17 protein-coding genes are annotated in these 17313 nt (G+C 27.2%); 4 read left to right on the top strand and 13 right to left on the bottom strand.

The window, feature by feature from the left end; translation table 11 throughout:
* From ABIV_RS05305 to ABIV_RS05295, 3 genes are read right to left on the bottom strand one after another with little or no spacing between them, the layout of a single operon-like run.
* On the bottom strand, nucleotides 1–2679 hold the full coding sequence (locus ABIV_RS05305; RefSeq protein ID WP_129088489.1) for a TrlF family AAA-like ATPase: 2679 nt from the start codon (nucleotides 2677–2679) through the stop codon (nucleotides 1–3).
* Nucleotides 2680–2695: 16 nt separating this feature from the next.
* Nucleotides 2696–5857 (bottom strand): AAA family ATPase, encoded by a 3162-nt coding sequence (locus ABIV_RS05300; protein ID WP_114838866.1) that lies wholly within the window; start codon nucleotides 5855–5857, stop codon nucleotides 2696–2698.
* The gene (locus ABIV_RS05295) at nucleotides 5857–7047 is read right to left on the bottom strand and encodes an exonuclease SbcCD subunit D C-terminal domain-containing protein (protein WP_114840457.1); all 1191 of its coding nucleotides are present in this window, start codon (nucleotides 7045–7047) and stop codon (nucleotides 5857–5859) included. The genes ABIV_RS05300 and ABIV_RS05295 overlap by 1 nt, the downstream gene beginning before the upstream one ends.
* 347 nt (nucleotides 7048–7394) lie before the next feature.
* Here ABIV_RS05295 and ABIV_RS05290 point away from each other — a divergent pair, with 347 nt between their 5' ends.
* The 3 genes from ABIV_RS05290 (at nucleotide 7395) to ABIV_RS05280 (ending at nucleotide 9740) form a co-directional block, all read left to right on the top strand.
* A complete protein-coding gene (locus ABIV_RS05290) occupies nucleotides 7395–8507 on the top strand; it encodes a tyrosine-type recombinase/integrase (protein WP_205526959.1) in 1113 nt (370 codons plus the stop codon).
* A 35-nt stretch (nucleotides 8508–8542) separates the two neighbouring features.
* On the top strand, nucleotides 8543–8977 hold the full coding sequence (locus ABIV_RS05285) for a hypothetical protein (protein WP_114838865.1): 435 nt from the start codon (nucleotides 8543–8545) through the stop codon (nucleotides 8975–8977).
* A 229-nt stretch (nucleotides 8978–9206) separates the two neighbouring features.
* Nucleotides 9207–9740 (top strand): hypothetical protein, encoded by a 534-nt coding sequence (locus ABIV_RS05280; RefSeq protein WP_114838864.1) that lies wholly within the window; start codon nucleotides 9207–9209, stop codon nucleotides 9738–9740.
* Between the two features lie 60 nt (nucleotides 9741–9800).
* Here ABIV_RS05280 and ABIV_RS05275 read toward each other — a convergent pair whose 3' ends face one another.
* From ABIV_RS05275 to ABIV_RS05235, 10 genes are all read right to left on the bottom strand, one after another.
* Entirely contained in the window at nucleotides 9801–11063 is a 1263-nt protein-coding gene (locus ABIV_RS05275; RefSeq protein ID WP_114838863.1) for a deoxyguanosinetriphosphate triphosphohydrolase family protein, read from the bottom strand.
* A gap of 17 nt (nucleotides 11064–11080) precedes the next feature.
* A complete protein-coding gene (locus tag ABIV_RS05270; protein ID WP_205526958.1) occupies nucleotides 11081–11524 on the bottom strand; it encodes a PH domain-containing protein in 444 nt (147 codons plus the stop codon).
* A 92-nt stretch (nucleotides 11525–11616) separates the two neighbouring features.
* Nucleotides 11617–11925: a hypothetical protein gene (locus ABIV_RS05265; protein ID WP_114838862.1), complete on the bottom strand. Its 309-nt coding sequence runs from the start codon at nucleotides 11923–11925 to the stop codon at nucleotides 11617–11619.
* Between the two features lie 38 nt (nucleotides 11926–11963).
* A complete protein-coding gene (locus tag ABIV_RS05260) occupies nucleotides 11964–13412 on the bottom strand; it encodes a hypothetical protein (protein ID WP_114838861.1) in 1449 nt (482 codons plus the stop codon).
* Nucleotides 13413–13557: 145 nt separating this feature from the next.
* The gene (locus ABIV_RS05255; RefSeq protein WP_114838860.1) at nucleotides 13558–13797 is read right to left on the bottom strand and encodes a hypothetical protein; all 240 of its coding nucleotides are present in this window, start codon (nucleotides 13795–13797) and stop codon (nucleotides 13558–13560) included.
* A 33-nt stretch (nucleotides 13798–13830) separates the two neighbouring features.
* Nucleotides 13831–14850: a type IV secretion system protein gene (locus tag ABIV_RS05250; RefSeq protein WP_114838859.1), complete on the bottom strand. Its 1020-nt coding sequence runs from the start codon at nucleotides 14848–14850 to the stop codon at nucleotides 13831–13833.
* Nucleotides 14840–15088 (bottom strand): hypothetical protein, encoded by a 249-nt coding sequence (locus ABIV_RS05245; protein ID WP_114838858.1) that lies wholly within the window; start codon nucleotides 15086–15088, stop codon nucleotides 14840–14842. Before ABIV_RS05245 ends, ABIV_RS05250 begins: the two co-directional genes overlap by 11 nt.
* Nucleotides 15081–15227 carry a hypothetical protein gene (locus ABIV_RS13595; protein WP_162917976.1) on the bottom strand — a complete coding sequence of 49 codons (147 nt, stop codon included), beginning with the start codon at nucleotides 15225–15227 and terminating at the stop codon, nucleotides 15081–15083. The genes ABIV_RS05245 and ABIV_RS13595 overlap by 8 nt, the downstream gene beginning before the upstream one ends.
* Nucleotides 15228–15328: 101 nt before the next feature.
* Nucleotides 15329–15994: a helix-turn-helix domain-containing protein gene (locus ABIV_RS05240; RefSeq protein WP_114838857.1), complete on the bottom strand. Its 666-nt coding sequence runs from the start codon at nucleotides 15992–15994 to the stop codon at nucleotides 15329–15331.
* Nucleotides 15995–16111: 117 nt separating this feature from the next.
* Nucleotides 16112–16345: a DNA-binding protein gene (locus ABIV_RS05235; protein ID WP_205526957.1), complete on the bottom strand. Its 234-nt coding sequence runs from the start codon at nucleotides 16343–16345 to the stop codon at nucleotides 16112–16114.
* Nucleotides 16346–16542: 197 nt separating this feature from the next.
* On the opposite strand from ABIV_RS05235, the gene ABIV_RS05230 reads away from it, so the two are divergent.
* The gene (locus tag ABIV_RS05230; protein ID WP_114838856.1) at nucleotides 16543–17289 is read left to right on the top strand and encodes a hypothetical protein; all 747 of its coding nucleotides are present in this window, start codon (nucleotides 16543–16545) and stop codon (nucleotides 17287–17289) included.
* Nucleotides 17290–17313 lie beyond the last annotated feature (24 nt).

The following is a 17313-nucleotide window of genomic DNA, read 5'->3' as shown; positions in this document are numbered from 1 at the left end:
TTATATTTTCCTAATATTATATTTCTTTTCTCTTTTTTCAAAAGCATCTAAACCACCTTCTAGATTTAATAAACTATTTCTATGTTCTAAATCTTCAATTGTGAAAGACTCACTAGTTGTAATTCCATTTTCATTATTTAATTTAATTATTAAGTCAGCATCAGCATTTATTACAAAATTTGCATTATGAGTAGCAAAAATTATTTGTCTGTTTTGTTTCTGTTCTTTTATTAAACTAACCAAATAATTTGCAATTAAAGAACTGTCAAGATGAGCCTCTGGCTCATCTAAAATAATAGGATTATTTCCTAAAGATAAAAGAATAACTATTGCAGCAGTACATCTTTGTCCAAAAGATGAATCTTCTAAACTTTTATTATCATATAAAACTTTTAACACTTTATTGGACTTAAAATCATACTGACAATATTTAATACACAATTTATAAATCTCAAATGCTTTTTCATTTGTAAAAATTGTCTCCAGTTCTTGATATGCATTTGTATTTGTATTACAGTTTTCACCCACCTGAGATATAAAATCTTCACAATTTTCAATTAAAAGAACTTCTGAAAATGACACTCTAAAAAGATAATCGTAAAATGGACTTCTTGAATTATAATTTAATTCTAAAGATTTATTTAATTTATTAATTAATTGCTCTTTTATTTCAGTAGATACAAGATATTCAATCTTTATCTCTTTTATGTCATCAGGATTTGATTCTTTAATTTTAAGAAATTTTTCATTTACTAGAATTAATTGTTCATTAATTTTCGAAGAAAAGCTTTCTCTTAATTTATCTAAATTATCATATTTATATTCTTCAATTTGTTTAATAACTTTTGCTAATTTAACGTTGATATTATCTTTTTCAGATGTTAACTTTGCAATATCGATATTAGCATTTGTCACATCTTTAATATTTTCATCACTTAAATTTTTACTTTTTAAAAATGTTTTTATATTTTCAGCGATTTCATCTTGATTTGTTACTAACTTTTCATAACCTTTAACTTCATTATAAAAAGTATTTACACTAAATATATTTACTAAGCTTTCAATTTTTGTTAAAAGTAAATTATATTTCTCATCATACTTATTTTTTATAATCTTTTCTTCATTTTCATTAAGAATCTTTTTCAATGCTACTAAAAGATTATTATAATCAGTCTTTGAATTATTTATTATTTCAATGTCTTTTGAAATTTTAGTTACTTTTTCTTTATTCTGAAGATATTCTTTATCACTGAAAGCTTTGACTAACTCTTCTTTTGTTTGTATATCATTCTTTATTTCGTCAAGTTTAATTGATAAATTATCCCTATCATCTAATAATGCAATTTGACTATCTAATTTTTCAAGCTCTTTTTCTAGTTCTTTTTCAATACTTATTAATTCATTATCAGATTCTCTATCTAACCTTTCAAAAATAGATGCAGTAAATTTAGGACTATCCTTTGCAAAATCTTCAATTCTATTTTGAGGAATATATTCTAAATTTGACAAGCTTAATGGATAAAAACCAATTGATTCATCTATCGATTTATTACTCTTTAATTGTTTTAATGAATCTTGTTTTTGCCCATTTTTCTCAGCAACTAAATTTACTAAAGTACTCTTTCCAGAACCTCTTCCTCCGATAATGCAAGTAAAATAAGGACTAAAAGAAACTTCATGTTTTCCTGAAAAACAAAATTTTTCATTTCCAATCAATATATCATTATCGAAATCTATAATTACTTTATCTAATTTATGTACTGCTTTCGGTGGTATATTTTCACCTAAATAAATTCTAGAATCAGATTCATATAAAACTTGTTTTAAACCTTCAAATGTACAATCAGCTTTTAACCATGTAAAACAATGTCCTAAAACTTTACTATCATATTTACCAATATAAAATTTATGAGAATCACTACAATGTAATAATCTATTATTCACACCTTGGTCAATTAAACTTTGTTTTGATTTTTTAGCATTTTCAATCGTAGGTGAAGCACTAAACACAAAATCACAATTATTAATAATAGATTTTTTATCTCCAGCACTTGATTCCCATCTGAAATCATCCCATTCACTTTTACCTATAATTCTTAAAAACTTACCTTTTAAATAATCATTTTTCAATAATTCATCTAACTTATTTAAATCAATAGTAAAGTTATTAAAACCTATTTCTTTATGAGAAGGTAATCCTTGTCTTTTATTTGCTGGAGTAGTTCTTTCAATTTCTTTTCCAAGCTTTTCAAAATTGTCATCACATAAATGACCAAATGCCATTTCATTTCCATCTAAATTCGTTTTTATATCAATTCTATTTAAAAAATGAGTTTCAATTTCATTCACAGTTAATTCATTAGAAAATAGGATATGATAATTAATTTTATTAAGAGATTTATTACCAACAAATTCTTTTAACCGAACTTCAACCACAGGTAAAATCAGTTCAATATTTTCAAGCCTGCCTGCATTTTTATATTCTAATACTTTTTTATAACCATCTAAAAACCAATAATCGTTTATACCTAATACTTTTATATCTGATGGTAGTTTTTCTAATGCATCAATATATTCATCCCATCTATTTTCTTGTTCAACAAACTTATAATCATGAACAATCGAATCAGGGGTATGTACATGTAAATCCCATTTATTCCAATTTGAACCTATAGACATTTTTAAACCACTCCTTTTAATATAATTCCAATCCACTCGTCCCATCACCTTTAGGCTCAACCTTTATCTGCAATGGGATTCGTTCTTTTAATGCTTCCACATGGGAAATCACACCTACCATTTTCCCTGAACTTTGTAGTTGGTTTAGTGCATTTAGTGCTAGTTCTAGGCTATCGCTGTCTAGTGTTCCAAACCCTTCATCTAGGAAAAGTGAGTCAATACTTATCTTTTGACTTGCTAGGCTTGATAGTCCTAAAGCTAAAGATAGACTTACTATAAAGCTTTCTCCTCCTGAGAGTGTGTTTACACCTCTTACCACGTCTCCTTGGAAGCCGTCAATTATCTCTATATCTAGGAGTTTGTTTGATTCTGTGTTTCTTTGGAGTTCATATCTTGGACTTAGTACACTTAAGTGTTTGTTTGCTAGGTAGATTAGTTGGTCTAGGGTTATACCTTGGGCAAATTTGGCGAACTTATCCCCTTGGCTTGAGCCTATCATATCATTTAGTTTTACCCATACTTGGAAGGCTTGTTTTTTCTTTTCTAGTTGTTTGATTTTGTCTTCGGATTTTTTTATATTTTGTGTATTTATCTCTAACTCTTTTGAGATACTTCCTATGGTTTCTTGTAGTTGGTCTATTGTGTTTTGTAGGTTTTGTAACTCTTTGTTTATATCATCTTTGTTTTGATTTGTAGGGTTTATCTCTTTTTCTAAAAGTTTATATTCCTTTAGTTTTTTGTTTGTGTCTGTTTTTAGAGTTTGTATTTGTGTGTATTTCTCTTCTATGGTTTTCCATAGATTTGTTAAGGTTTCAAACTCTTCTTTTGGTAGGTTTGCTTTTTCAAACTCCTCTTGCGAGTTGAAGCCATACTCTACTAAAGCTTTTTCAAACTTCTCTTTTATAAGTACTAAGTTTAGTTTGTCATCTTCTTGTTTTTTGTTTAGTTGTATTATCTGTTTTGATAGGGATTCATCTTTTGATTTTAGGCTTGAAAGATGGTTTTGCAAACTGTTATAATGTTTTGAAACAGTGTCTAGACTCTCTTGAATATTTTTCTCAAAAGCTTCTAAATCTTCTATATCTAAGATACTTTTGCTTTGGGTTTGAAGCTTTGTTATCTCCTCTTTTAGTTTTGATTGTTCCTCTTTTAGCTCTTTTATTGTGTTTATACTTGTGTTTATCTGCTGTTGTTTTTGCTCTTCTTTGTTTACAGATGTTTGTAGAGACTCTTTTTTTGCTTGTAAAGACTCTTTTTGCTCTCTTAAAGTTATATACTCTTTTAGCTCCTTTTCGCAAAATTGCATTTGCTCTTGCAGTGTGGCTTTTGAGTCTTCTTGTAGTTTGAAATCGTTTGATTTAAAGTACTCTTCTATTTGCTCTTTTGTAGTTTGTTGTTTTTGTATTTCTAGGTTTGAGCTTTCTAGTTTTGAGCTAAGTTTTGCTAGGTTTATTTGAGCATTGTTTAGTTCACTATTTTGCTCTTGTAGGTAGTTTTCTTGCTCTTTTATTTTAGCTAGTGTTTGACTTATCTCTGTGTCTATATTTAAAGAGTGGTTTATATATGGATGCTCTTTTGAACCACATAAAAAGCACTCTTGCCCATCTTTTAGTTTGGCTCTGTCTTGCTCGTAGTTTTTGATAAGAAGCTCTTTTTCTCTTGTTTGTTTTAGTGAAGTTAGAGTTTCGTTTATTTGGTTTATTAGTTTTGTTTTTTCTTGGTTTAGTTTTGTTTGAACTTCTATTTGTGTGTTGTACTCTTTTATCTTGTTTTGCTCTTGTGTAATTTGCTCTTTTAGTGTCTCATAATCACTTAGTGCTTTTAGAAGGGCTTCTATCTCTTTTAGTTTGGCTCTTGTGTTTTGCTCTTTTTGGTTTATATCTTTTGTTTGGGTTTCTAGGGCTTTGTATTGTTCTACTAAAGTTTCTAATTGCTCTTTTTTTGTGTCTAGATTTGATGAGAAGTTTTTGTATAGATTGTCTATTTGTGTTTCATCATTTAGAAGTGTTTCAAAAGCTATCTCAAAATGATTTGCCAACTCTTGTAGGTGTTGTGAGATTTTTTTACTTTTTTCTATGAAAAGCTGGTTTTTACCATCACTTTGTGTTTTTATAGTTCTTAACTCTTTTAGTTTTTTGTAGTTTTCATTGTATGTTGTTTGCTCTTTTTCAAGGCTTTGTTTTGAGAGTTTTAACTCTTGCTCTTTTGTTTGGATTTGTTCTTTTAACTCTTTGTATTCTTTTTGTAGAGATTCTAAGCTTTGTTTATCACTTGTGATTGTGTTTGTTAGTTGGTTTTTCTCTTGGTTTAAGGCTTGTATTCTTATGGCTTTGTTTGCTAGTTCTAGCTTTGTAAACTGCTCTTTGTTATCCTCTTTCTCTTTGCTTATTTGCTCGAACTCTTGGTTGTATTTTTGGCTATCTGCTTCTAGTTTAGTTAGAGTTTCTAGGTAGTTTGATAGTTTTTTTAGTTCGCTTTCTTTTTTATCTAAGTTTTGCTTTTCTTTTTTGTTTGTTTCTAGTTGTTTTGTTTTCTCTTCTACTATGTTTGGTTCTAGAAGTTCTATACTTCCTAGTGATATCTCATCAGCTTCTATCTCTTTTTTCTTTGACGAGTATGTTTCATAGATACTTTGTGAGATTTGTTTGTAGATATATGTTCCAGTAATCTTTTCTAGTAGGTTTGAACGCTCGTTTTCTTTGGCTTTTAAAAAGGCATCAAAAGAACCTTGGGCTAACATCATAGATTGAACAAATCTATCAAAATCAAGCCCTGAGATTTCCTCTACTACTTTTGGAACTTTTGAAAGGTATGATTCTAGTATTTTATTTGTTTCAAGTTCTACTATCTCCATCTTTGCAGATTGGAAGTTTCCATTTGGATTTTTTCTGGCTCTTTTTTGAGCCCAAGAACTTCTATATATTTTGCCTTTTATCTCAAACTCCACCTCACATAAACACTCACCTGTGTGTCTACTCATCAGGTCATTTGGGTTTGTTAGTCTGGCTGTTCTTCCATATAAAGCACAAGTGATTACATCAAGAATTGTACTTTTTCCTGCTCCTGTTGGTCCTGTTATGGCAAAAAGAGATTCATCTTTTAGAAACTCTTGAAAGTCTATTTCAAACTCACCTTTTAGGGAGTTTATATTTAGTAGTCTTACTTTTAGTATCTTCATTAGATTTGTTCCTCTTGATGAAGATTTGAGACCACTTCATTAAAAGTTTGAGATAACTGTTTTTTAAACTCTTTATTTTCTATATTTTCATCTTTTAGTCTTTTTTCAAAAACCTCTTGCACACTTAATTCATCTAGGCTTATAGCTTTTAACTCTTTTGCTCGAAGGGCTTTTTCACTTTTTTCTATTTTAACTGCTAGGATTGTAAGCTCTAATTTTGTAGCTAGTTCTCTTATTTCTGTGTTTGCAAACATTGGGTTATCATCTTTGATATGAACTTCTATCCAAGTAGATTTATCTTCGATAGCTTTTAGCTCTTTTTTGATAGTTTCCAAATCACCTTTGATAACTTGTAGTTTTTTTGTAAGTGGTACTTCTAACTCTTCTACTTTTACATCTTCATCTATAGTTACTAGATTTACTTTTTGAGTGTTTTTAGATTCAGAAAAACTAAGAGGTATTGGAGAGCCTGAGTATCTTACATGTTCGTTTCCTACAGTTTGATTGATATGCAAGTGTCCTAAAGCTACATAGTCAAACATACTAGCTAAATAATCTCCACCTATATCAAGTGTTCCACCTATATAAATATCTCTTTCACTTTCACTACTTCTACTTCCAACTGTAGTCAAATGTCCCATAGCTATGATTGGAGAGTTTTCATTTAACTCTTTTGCTTTGTTGTAGGCTTTTTCATAGTAAGCTTTAATACCATCAGTTGCTAGTTTTTCTTTTTGGCTTACTGTTTGGCCACCAAGTGATTGTCTGATGACACTATCTCTTAAAAAAGGTACTGCACAAACTATTGCTTTAGTAATATCATCCTCTTTTATAGGAATGATTATGTTTTCATCTTCATCACCATTTACTATTACATGAACATTTAGTGCTTCAAGTAGTTGCTTTGGTGCTTTTAGTGTAGAAACACTGTCGTGGTTTCCAGCTGTTATGATTGTAGTAGTTAAACTCTTTATACTTGATAGTTGTTTCAAAAAGTTGTAGTAAAGTTCTAATGCATAGTTTGGTGGTGTTCCTGTATCAAAAATATCTCCTGAAACAAGAAGCAAATCTATTTGATTTTCTTTTATTATTTCAAGTAACCAAGAAAAAAAAGCTTTATGCTCTTCTTCTCTACTTTTTCCCATAAAATTTTGACCTAAGTGCCAATCAGATGTGTGTAAGACCTTCATACTTTTCATGGAGAAATTATAATATTATTTTGTCACATCCCTGTCACAGATGTAAGATTTTATAATATTTTTTAACTTTTTTTTGATAAATAATTTTTTTTACTAATAAATAATGTGATTTTAAAATAAAAAGTAGTTTGATTTATTTTTGAAAAATAATGGTTGGCGACCCCAGCAAGATTCGAACTTGCGTCTACAGGAGGAAATCCTTATCTGATATATTTTCCAATAATCCTTAAATATTAAAATACTATCTTAAACAGCCTATTTATAAGCCTTGTGTTAAATTGACTTTTTACAATAAAACCTATAATATTCTATATTAATTAATTTTAGGTGGGAAATAAGTGGGAATATCAAAGAGAGTTCAAACTAAATTTAGTGGTGTATTTTATAGAGAATCTTTTACTAATGATAAGAAAGATAAAACCTATTATATCAGATATAAAGATACTAATGGAAAAGATGTCGAAAAAAAGATTGGTAAATATTCGGAAGGCTTTAGAGAGAACTATTGTAATCAAATAAGAAATGAAATAATTACAAAGCAACGAATAGGAGAAGAACCACCTGCAATTTCAAATAAAAAAAAGAAATCAATATTAAGTATAGAAAAAATTGCAGAATCTTATTTTGAGCAAAGAGATAACACAAGAAGTACATTAACAGATAAATCAAATTATAACAAATATATTAAAGTATATTTCAATGATATAGATATTGATAACTTAAATAAAACAAACATTGATAGCTTTTCAAAATACTTACAAAACATAACCTACTCTAAAGATAATAAAAAACTTGCAGAAAAGACTATAAATAATATTCTAAACCTATTTAAAACAATTATCAAATATGGAGTAAAGAATGACTTCATTAAAAATGATGTATCAAAGTATGTAAAACTCTTTTCAATCGATAATGCAAGGGAAAGATTTTTATCAAAAGGAGAGATAAATACTTTATTTGAAAGTTCTAAGGATGATGATGTTTTATACCTAATATATAAAATTGCATTGAATACAGGAGCTAGACTATCATCAATATTAAATATACAAAAAAATGATATTGATTTTACCCATGAACTATTAACAATTAAAGACTTTAAAAATAAAAGTACTTATAAAGCTTTTTTAACAGAGGAATTAAGCCAATTACTTGAGAACTACATCATAAACAATGATATTAAGAATAAACTCTTTATTTCAAATCCTGAGCGAAGATTAAGAGCATTACTTAATGATTTATTTAATAAAGGTATTGAAGAGAACGATAGAAAGAATAAAATAGTATTTCATACACTAAGACATACATTTGCAAGCCATTTAGCAATAAATGGTACACCTATCTTTACAATCCAAAAACTTATGAATCATAAAGATATAAAAATGACTTTAAGATATGCTAAATTGAGTCCTGACAGTGGAAGAGATGCAGTTAAGGATTTATATAATATATGATAAAATCATTTTTCAATATGGAATAAAGGTATTTAGTGAGTCAATTGTATCAACAAAGATTAGCAAAATTAAAAAGGGAACTTTCTATAGAGGTAACTAAAAGAAAAAAGAAAAAGAAAAAGTTCACGCCTAATCAAGAAATTATGATCAACTTCATTAATAATGTCACTAAAAATGCAACTTTCTATATAAAAGATATGAAAATAATATTAAGAAAAGGACATACTGGAGCAGGATTTCAACATATATTAGAAAAACACTATTGTAATGAATGCCCTGGAAGAATCACATTAAGTGATATTTTAAATATGGATTTAATAATACAAAGAGGCTTGAAACTAAATAGTGTAGGTGTAACAAATCCTGATAATATAGTAATCAATTATAAAAATAGAGATAAAGAACATAATATTATATTGAAATCTGAAAATGAGAATGAATTAGTAGTTTCTTTTTACAGTATTGATTAAATTGGAAGAGAGACGATATATCTTTAAACCTCCACGGGTAAACTAACGCAGACTATCGTAACCCCTCTTCACTACTAGAAGACATTTCTGTCATCAAATACATAAACTATGTACTCTGTGATAGAAATGTTGTAATAAAATTATAATAAAATATTTATTAATTGTCAATGGGATAATACTCAATCAAGAATTAATCTATATCTTTACTAAAACTAAGGAAAAAAATAAAATGAAACAAACTGAACAAATTACTAAACTACGAGAAGAGCTTATAAATTTAAAAGAAAACAATCAAATATCTGTTAATGTAGATGATTTACTAGACTATATAGACTATTCAAACAAACAAATTCCTAATGAAAAAAAAGATAATTTATTAAAAGAAAGATTACAACACCAATCAAATATATCTATTGAAATGCTTAAATCTGTTATTCAAAGTGGACAAAATGTTATGAAAACTGCTCTTTTTATAAATGCTGGTGCAGCAATAAGTATGTTAACTCTAATATCAAATTTGATTGGGAAAAATGAAAAAATATATGTAAATGCACTATCAACTCCACTTCTCATATTTGTATTAGGTGTACTATTATCAGCATGTGCCTATGGTACAACATATTTTACACAAGCATTTTATAGTAATCAAAAAATCACAAAGGGTAATGTATCAAATGCGATTTCAATAATTCTTACAATAACTTCTCTTAGTGCTTTTACAATAGCCTCATACTGTATTTATACAGTATTAATAAAAATATAATTTTATAAAATCTTTTTTTATCCATTTTTTCTATTTTCTCAATTTATGACATTTTGTTCATTAAATTACAACTTTTAAGTTACTTGATTTAGGTTCATATATATTTGACAATGAATTATTACCATAAAATTCTTTATATTTTAATATTGCATATTCATCCATCATTCCTGATATATAATCAAAAACATTTCTTTCCCATTCATTTTCATCTCTATACTCTTTAGGTAGTAAATACATATCTTTATTAAATTCTTTATCCATATAAACATTATATAAACCTTTTATAATTTTCTCACCTTTTAATTCATACTGTTTATTTATTGGAGAACGCGATACAGCACTATATGTCAATCTTTTTAATCCTTCAGATAATAAATCATAATCATCACTATATGCTAATTTATCATCTTTAACACATATACTACTTACTAATGAATCAACAATTCTTGATGTTAGCTCTTTTTTAAATAATATCATATACTCCTCAGAACTATTATATGTATATGCTTTACTAGCAAACTCTTTTGCCTGTTCAACTATATCATTTAAAATTGAATGGGCTATTGAGTATTCTTTACTAATTTTAAATTCATATAATAGCTCATCAATTGTAAACCATTTGAAATAAAATGCATCCTCTAAATCATGAGCAGCATATGCAATTTCATCTGCAATATCCATTATTTCTGCATCTATTGTTTTTAAAGTTATATTATACTTATCAGCATATTCTTTTACTAATGTATAATCTTCATCATAAAGGAACTTATCTTGATTCATTTCATAATTTTGAAAATATTTCACTATTCCAAATAATGTTCTTAAAGTTAAATTTAATCCATTAAAAGAATAGTGTTTCTCTTCTAAATGATTTAATATTCTAAATGTTTGAGCATTTCCCTCAAATCTTATTTTATGGGATAATGAATTTAATATTTTTTCTCCAGAGTGACCAAAGGGAGGATGTCCTATATCATGTGCTAAAGAAACACTTTGAACTGTTGTTATGTCATCTAATTCTAGTTTCTTTGCAATTACTCTTGCAATTTGTGCTACTTCTAAACTATGAGTTAATCTATTCCTATTAAATCTATTTGTATAAGGAATAAACAATTGCATTTTACCCTGTAGTCTACGGAAAGAAGAAGAATAAAGAATCCTTGCATAATCTCTTTCTTGATTATCTCTTGCTTTACTAACTCTACTATCTAAATCTTTTCCTTCATTTTTCTCTATTCTTATATTTGAAATTTCAAATAATTCATTTTCTCTTTCTTTTGCATACTCAATTAATGTTTTACCTATTTGTCTATTTTTTTTCATTTTATCAAGTATCCTATTTATTTTTTATCATTCTCTACAATAGAAAAATACTCTTTTCTAAACTCTAAAGGTCTAACAATTTGAGGAATTGGTGTGCTACTTCCTCCTGTTCCTTGAATTAAAATTGTTCCTGCATTTACTAATCTATCAATAATACTTTGGTCGACCATTAAGCTTTCTACCTGAGTGTGATTAAGTTCTACTGTATTTCTTCGTATCAATCCAAACTTTGCAATAACTCTTTTTGAAGTAATTACAAGCTCTGTAGTTTTTGCAAAAATAAAAGCTTTAACTAAGGAATAAAGTCCTATCAAACATATAATTATCTTTAATTCGTTAGCTATTGGTAAAACCCCTCCTGCTAAAATTAAAATAACTCCAAATAAATAAATTATCCAATGAATCTTTGCCTTAAACAAAACTTTTTCATCTGGCATTAAATTATTTTCTACATAACTCACTTTTAGCTCCTAATTTTTTTTATTATTTTAGTATAATCTTGTCACATATGGTGTCACAAAAATATCATTGAATATATATTTATAATATATTATTACCTTTTATTGTTCTTTTTGTGCATATATGAAAAAAACTCTTCTTCTGTTTTAAAGTCATTAATTGCTTTAGTAAGTGGCTCTGTAAACTCTAATATCTCTAGTTTTAAATCATTCTCTTTACAAAAAGTTTCTATTTTTAAATCAAACTTTTTTGTATATATGTTGTTTGGAACTTCTAAAGACCAAGATTTAAAATCTTTATTAAACTTCCACCAGTTTATAAAATCTTTTCTTTCTGGCTTTAGCTGTTTAATGTCTTCTTTTAATGCAAAAGTATTACTTCCACTAATATAATAAAAATACATAATAAATTCCTTTCTTTATTATTTTACTATACTTATTATTAACGTTCAATGTCTTTATTTAAAGACTTATGTAGATTATTTATATTCTTCGTTGTCTTTGGGATGTTACTTTTTATAGTTTCTTTTAGATTGTCTAAATCAAATATTTTGAGGTGACTTCGCAACTCATGAACAAAGTTAGTAAGTTTTTGATTATTCTCCTCTAATTTTTTATTTTTTTCTTCTAAAAACTTCTGTTTTTGTTCACTTTCTATTACAAAGCCTTCAACTGATTTAGTATCAAAAACCTTAACTTCCTTAGACTTGAGTAAACCCTCTTTTAGCTTTACAGTTTTAGTTTTTATTTTTCCATCTATAAAAGTTCTTCTCTTTTCATTCTCAGCTCTATATTTATCTAACTGACTTCTTAAATCTTCTATAGTTAATTCTTTTGCTTTTACTTTCTCTGTCAAAGTTTTTTTCAATTGCTCCAATACGGCATAGCTTTTTCTGTCAAACTCATTTCCTTGTAATTCTTGTCTTAGCTCAGACACTTCTTTATTTAAATCTTTTAATCTAGCTAGAGATTCTTTAGTTTTTAGATTTGAATCTCTTTTTGAATCTATAGCTCTTTTTAACTGCCAATGATTCATTCTCTTAGTTTTAGAATATCTTTGCCCTCTTCTCATCCCTAAAGAATCTGCTACTATTGTTTGAAGATTTCTTAAGTCAGTTCTGTCAAGCCTTGCAGTTTTTCCAGTTTGCTTATCAAAATTAGAATATAAAACATGAGCATGATAATTGATTTTTTTTTGAAATTTTGAAGTATCTGCTTTATTTTTAAACTCCTTATCAAAGTACCAGTTGCTATTTTCACTATTAAAAAATATATTCCTATTAGGTGCATAATCTACTACTTCAGTAGTAACATCTTCATTCGTACTTCTTAACTTCCAAGATAGGTTACTTGAAACATATTCTAAATCTTTTAAATCATATTTACTATCAATAAAAACGCCTTCATCCCTATGAATAGAAGTAGCTAAAATAAAATGTCCTCCAAACTTTTCATGTAAGTTTTTAAAAGTTTTTTCTATATCTTCAAGTGTAGTATCAGGCTTTACATTAATTACTGCTTCCTTTATTAGGTTAGCCTTTGAAGTAGCCTGCATTTTTTGAGAAATCTTTTCTTTATAAATTTGTGGAGCTTCTTTTTTAAACTTTTCTACATCTTCATATATTATATTATCATTCACACTTGAGTCATGTTCTAAAAGATAAGTGACTTTTGATTCTCTTTCCATATGTTCTAATGAATGTTTAGTTGCTTTTTGACTATGAAAAGATGATTTATAAATAGATACATTTCCACTTGCATATTTACTTTTACCACTACTATTTGAATAACTACTATTAAAGTTTTTTTCTTCTTTTAATTTAAATATTTTTTCATTTGGTTTGGACGTTGCCCTTAATTTTTCTTCTAATAAATTTTTTTCTTGTTCCATATAAAACCCCTCCCCTTTTTATAAGAAATCTAAGCCCTTGTGGGTAGATTTTAAATTTAAATCCTGAAAGGGTGCTAGTATGCAAACTAACACCTTATCAGGTTATGGTTATAAAGTTGAAGCATAAAGCTTTCAATTTATAATATTAAAAAGGGGAAGTACTCCTTTCATTTTCTACATCTTGACTTGTCAAGTTCATTATTTTAATATCTCTTTTTAACCTATTTTCTATATCTTCAATATCCTCTACTCGTCCACCTTTAAACTCCATATATACTTCTTGTAGTTCGATATATAATCCAACTAATTCATTCAGCATTGCCTGGTATTCTTTTACTTCTTTTATTAAACTACTTCTTTTCATTTTTCCATAATTTTTATTCATAATATTTTCCTTTTTATTTCGCTCGCGAAATTATTAATCTCTTCCACCAGCTTTAATATCATTCCACTTTTGACCTGTTTTATTTACAGCTGCTTTACTCATCTTTTTTGCTCCTTTGTTTACCCCTGCACCAACAAAACTCATCCCAGTTGCTTTAGAGAAACCATCCATTATAGTTGCACCTGCACTTACTGTTCCAACTCCACTAGTTAAAGAGGTACCTTCATTTGAACTTCCTATAATTTGATTGATAATATTAGGTATTTTAAAAATGCCAAGAGCTGTTAAGACTTGAGCTAATGCTAAAACTAAAATCATATTGAAATTATTTTCAAAATCATTCTCTAATAATTTAGTGATGTGCATAGTTAAATTTGTTGTCTCAACTGAAACCAATCCAAAAAGGATTGTGAAAGGTGCATATAAAGAAACTGATATATATAGCTTACACCAATTGTAGAAAATATATTCTGTCTTTTTAATAATCATAAAAGGAATTACAAAAACAGCGAGAGACAATATAATCTCTGATAAAAATGTACTAAATACAGTTGTTAATAAAATAACTATCATTAAAAAGCTTGATGTTAACCATAAAATAATTGCAAATATGTATGCAACAATATTATCCCAACCTGCTTTGCTTAATATTGCTGATAATAAACTATCATTTGTACTATTTAAAACATTTATAATATTTTGAATACTTGCATCATTTGAAGCTACCCTAACTATTTTTGAAATAAGCTCTGTAAAAACAAGTCTTGGTAAATCTAAAAATGATATTAATGACTCATAATAATAACTATCCCACATAAAAGCTTTTACTAAAGAAAATATAAAAATAGTCCATGTTAATTTATAAGCTAGTTCTTCGGATTGTATCTTTTTAAATGCAATTAATACACCTACATAAACAATAAATAAAGCAAAGATACTAGTAAAAAAAGTATGATTGAATATTCCTGCTCCTGCTCCATACATACCCTTAGTTATTGTTGTAGTTGCTTTAGAAAAGATACCATTTAATATGCTATAAACATCAATCATCATCTAACTCCAATATTTGCCTCTCTATTGAAAGCTTTCCATCTACAATATTTCCTTTAAAATCAGTAGTTGCTATTTGATACTCAACTGTTATTTTATGTATAAAATCTTCCATTGTTTCGTTATAACATTCTTCATAAAGGTCTAAATACATCTCTGATAGATCAGATAAACTTCCTTCTAATGTTCTAACCCTAAGAATAAGTTCTTTTTTTGAAAAGTCTTCATATCTATTAAACATCAATTGCCTCCTTTTCTATGACTATTTTTACAACTACTTCATCTATTAGCCCTAAATCTAATAATGCTTTTTCATAAGTATCTGAAGTTGAGATTAGTTTTTCAAACATTGTGTATAAAATAAATATTGTTTTTTTCATAATTTAACCTTTAAAATTCAATTTCATTTAGTTTTATTTTTATTTGACTGTAAGCCAACTGTTTTTTCTTTGTAGAAGCACTTTTAGAGTTATACCTCTCACTACTTCTCCCCTTTTATTTTCTTTTCTTGTTTAATGCCACGTGCTACTTGAAAATCATTAAAATTTTGCATTGTAGTTTTATGACCTTTTAATAAATTTGCCTTAATCCTATTCATATGCATTTGTTTAGATTTTTTAGCTACTACTCCAATAGAATTCAAGTAGGAATAGAAATCTGCGAAATATTTAGCTACTTCTTCTTCATCTAATGATTGGTGGTTAATATATGATGATTCAAGACCGTCACAATTTGACTTTTGGATAGTCACTTTAGGTAGATTTTTATTCTCTTTCTTTTGCCCATTCATTGGGATAGTCACATTGTGACTTTTCTTTTGTTCTTTGCTTTTTCTACACTCTTGATAGGCAGCTTCTACTTTTGACTTTTCTAAGTTTTTGGATTCAATATTTATTTTATATAAAAGAGATGATTTACTACCGTTATTTCGATAAAGTTGCTCAGTTTTTATTATTCCTAGATTCTCAAATGCTCTAAGATAATACTTCATTGTAGATATTGATACACTTGCTTTTTCAGCAAGTTTACTTTGAGAAGGAAAACATTCTCCATCATCGTTTGCAAAGTCTGCAATTGCAACATATATTAGTTTTGCAGTTGGTTTTAAGTTAGATTCAAAACCTATACTCATTATTTTTAAAGACATTCATATCCCTTATTTATTTTCAATTGTAAATAAGGACATACTGACTATAATTCAGTTGTCCAACACGATTGGATTCGTCCACTTTTGACTGTTCGCCAAAACCTTAAAAGTGGACGACTATGCAGTTTTTGTAGTTTTATTTAACCACTCTACTAAAGCAGTTTTAGGATAAATAACTCTTCCCTTTTTTCCATTATCTATTTTAATAAACTCAGGTCCCAATCCATTCTTTCTATACGTTGCTAATGAGGAAGCACTAATTCCTAATACTTGAGCAGAAAAAGATTCATTCAAACAAGCAGAGTTTTGTTTATTCTCTGGTAACAGTATATTTAAATCTTTAAGTGTCATTTTATTCCTTTCTATAATTATTAGATTACTTTTTCAATTTTTATCTAATTTTCAAATATAATCTAAATAAAACTATAATAAATATATTCTTAGTTTTTTCTTATGAAATTATAATTATTATTGTATTTATACTTAATATAGTTTTTTTTGCAATAAAAATTGATTTTTGATATAATAATTATATTTTAGGAGTTTAAATGAAAACAGATGAACTTATGTCAAAACTTTTTGGTTTTTCTATTCCAACTTACTATAATTGGAAAAAAGAAAATAGACCTATAATTAAACTAATTAATAAATATTTAGAAAATGAAGAATTAATTGAATTTCTAGAAAAAGATTCAATATTTAGCCAAGAACTTTTATTATCTATAAAAGAACAGTTTAAAGAGGATTATGAAAAATTCACTTCTAATAGTCCATCCCATTTTACTTTTCCTACAAAATTTTATTATGATTTTTTACAAAGATTTAAAAAAGATATTTGTAATATAAGTAATGATGTGAAAAATAATTTTATATCTTTGCTATTAGAATATCAATTAATTTTAATTACTATTGCAAAAGAAATAGGTTACCCAGAAATAAATATAGTAAAAGAAATAAACTATTTTATTAACTTATTTAATAAAAAAGAAGAAACATTCTTTATTTATATAGTAATGCTAGTAAAGAGCAATACTATTACTATTCCTCACTATATGAGGAAGTTTGTATTATTTGGAGATGTAGATTATCCTAATAATCAAATAGTTAACTATAAAACAAAAGATTTAATTAATATAGGTCTTGAGTCTATAAAAAAAATTAATCTACATACTTCATATGGAGAAGAAGTAAAATTCTTTTCAGAATATGACGAACAACATTTTAATCAACAAAGAGAAAAAGATTTTTTTGAAGTTTATGAAAAATATTTAATAGAACAAGAAATTCCATTCTAAGTGGGAAATAGGTGGGAAACAATA

Origin of the sequence: Halarcobacter bivalviorum (assembly GCF_003346815.1) — a bacterium.
GTDB classification, from domain to species: Bacteria; Campylobacterota; Campylobacteria; order Campylobacterales; family Arcobacteraceae; genus Halarcobacter; species Halarcobacter bivalviorum.
This window is presented reverse-complemented; position numbering and strand designations above follow the sequence as displayed.

Coding starts and splice junctions, on each gene's coding strand:
- ABIV_RS05305 (WP_129088489.1), bottom strand. CDS start 2,679: ATGTCTATAGGTTCAAATTGGAATAAATGGGATTTACATGTACATACC.
- ABIV_RS05300 (WP_114838866.1), bottom strand. CDS start 5,857: ATGAAGATACTAAAAGTAAGACTACTAAATATAAACTCCCTAAAAGGT.
- ABIV_RS05295 (WP_114840457.1), bottom strand. CDS start 7,047: ATGAAGGTCTTACACACATCTGATTGGCACTTAGGTCAAAATTTTATG.
- ABIV_RS05280 (WP_114838864.1), top strand. CDS start 9,207: ATGAAACAAACTGAACAAATTACTAAACTACGAGAAGAGCTTATAAAT.
- ABIV_RS05275 (WP_114838863.1), bottom strand. CDS start 11,063: ATGAAAAAAAATAGACAAATAGGTAAAACATTAATTGAGTATGCAAAA.
- ABIV_RS05265 (WP_114838862.1), bottom strand. CDS start 11,925: ATGTATTTTTATTATATTAGTGGAAGTAATACTTTTGCATTAAAAGAA.
- ABIV_RS05260 (WP_114838861.1), bottom strand. CDS start 13,412: ATGGAACAAGAAAAAAATTTATTAGAAGAAAAATTAAGGGCAACGTCC.
- ABIV_RS05255 (WP_114838860.1), bottom strand. CDS start 13,797: ATGAATAAAAATTATGGAAAAATGAAAAGAAGTAGTTTAATAAAAGAA.
- ABIV_RS05250 (WP_114838859.1), bottom strand. CDS start 14,850: ATGATGATTGATGTTTATAGCATATTAAATGGTATCTTTTCTAAAGCA.
- ABIV_RS05245 (WP_114838858.1), bottom strand. CDS start 15,088: ATGTTTAATAGATATGAAGACTTTTCAAAAAAAGAACTTATTCTTAGG.
- ABIV_RS13595 (WP_162917976.1), bottom strand. CDS start 15,227: ATGAAAAAAACAATATTTATTTTATACACAATGTTTGAAAAACTAATC.
- ABIV_RS05240 (WP_114838857.1), bottom strand. CDS start 15,994: ATGTCTTTAAAAATAATGAGTATAGGTTTTGAATCTAACTTAAAACCA.
- ABIV_RS05235 (WP_205526957.1), bottom strand. CDS start 16,345: ATGACACTTAAAGATTTAAATATACTGTTACCAGAGAATAAACAAAAC.
- ABIV_RS05230 (WP_114838856.1), top strand. CDS start 16,543: ATGAAAACAGATGAACTTATGTCAAAACTTTTTGGTTTTTCTATTCCA.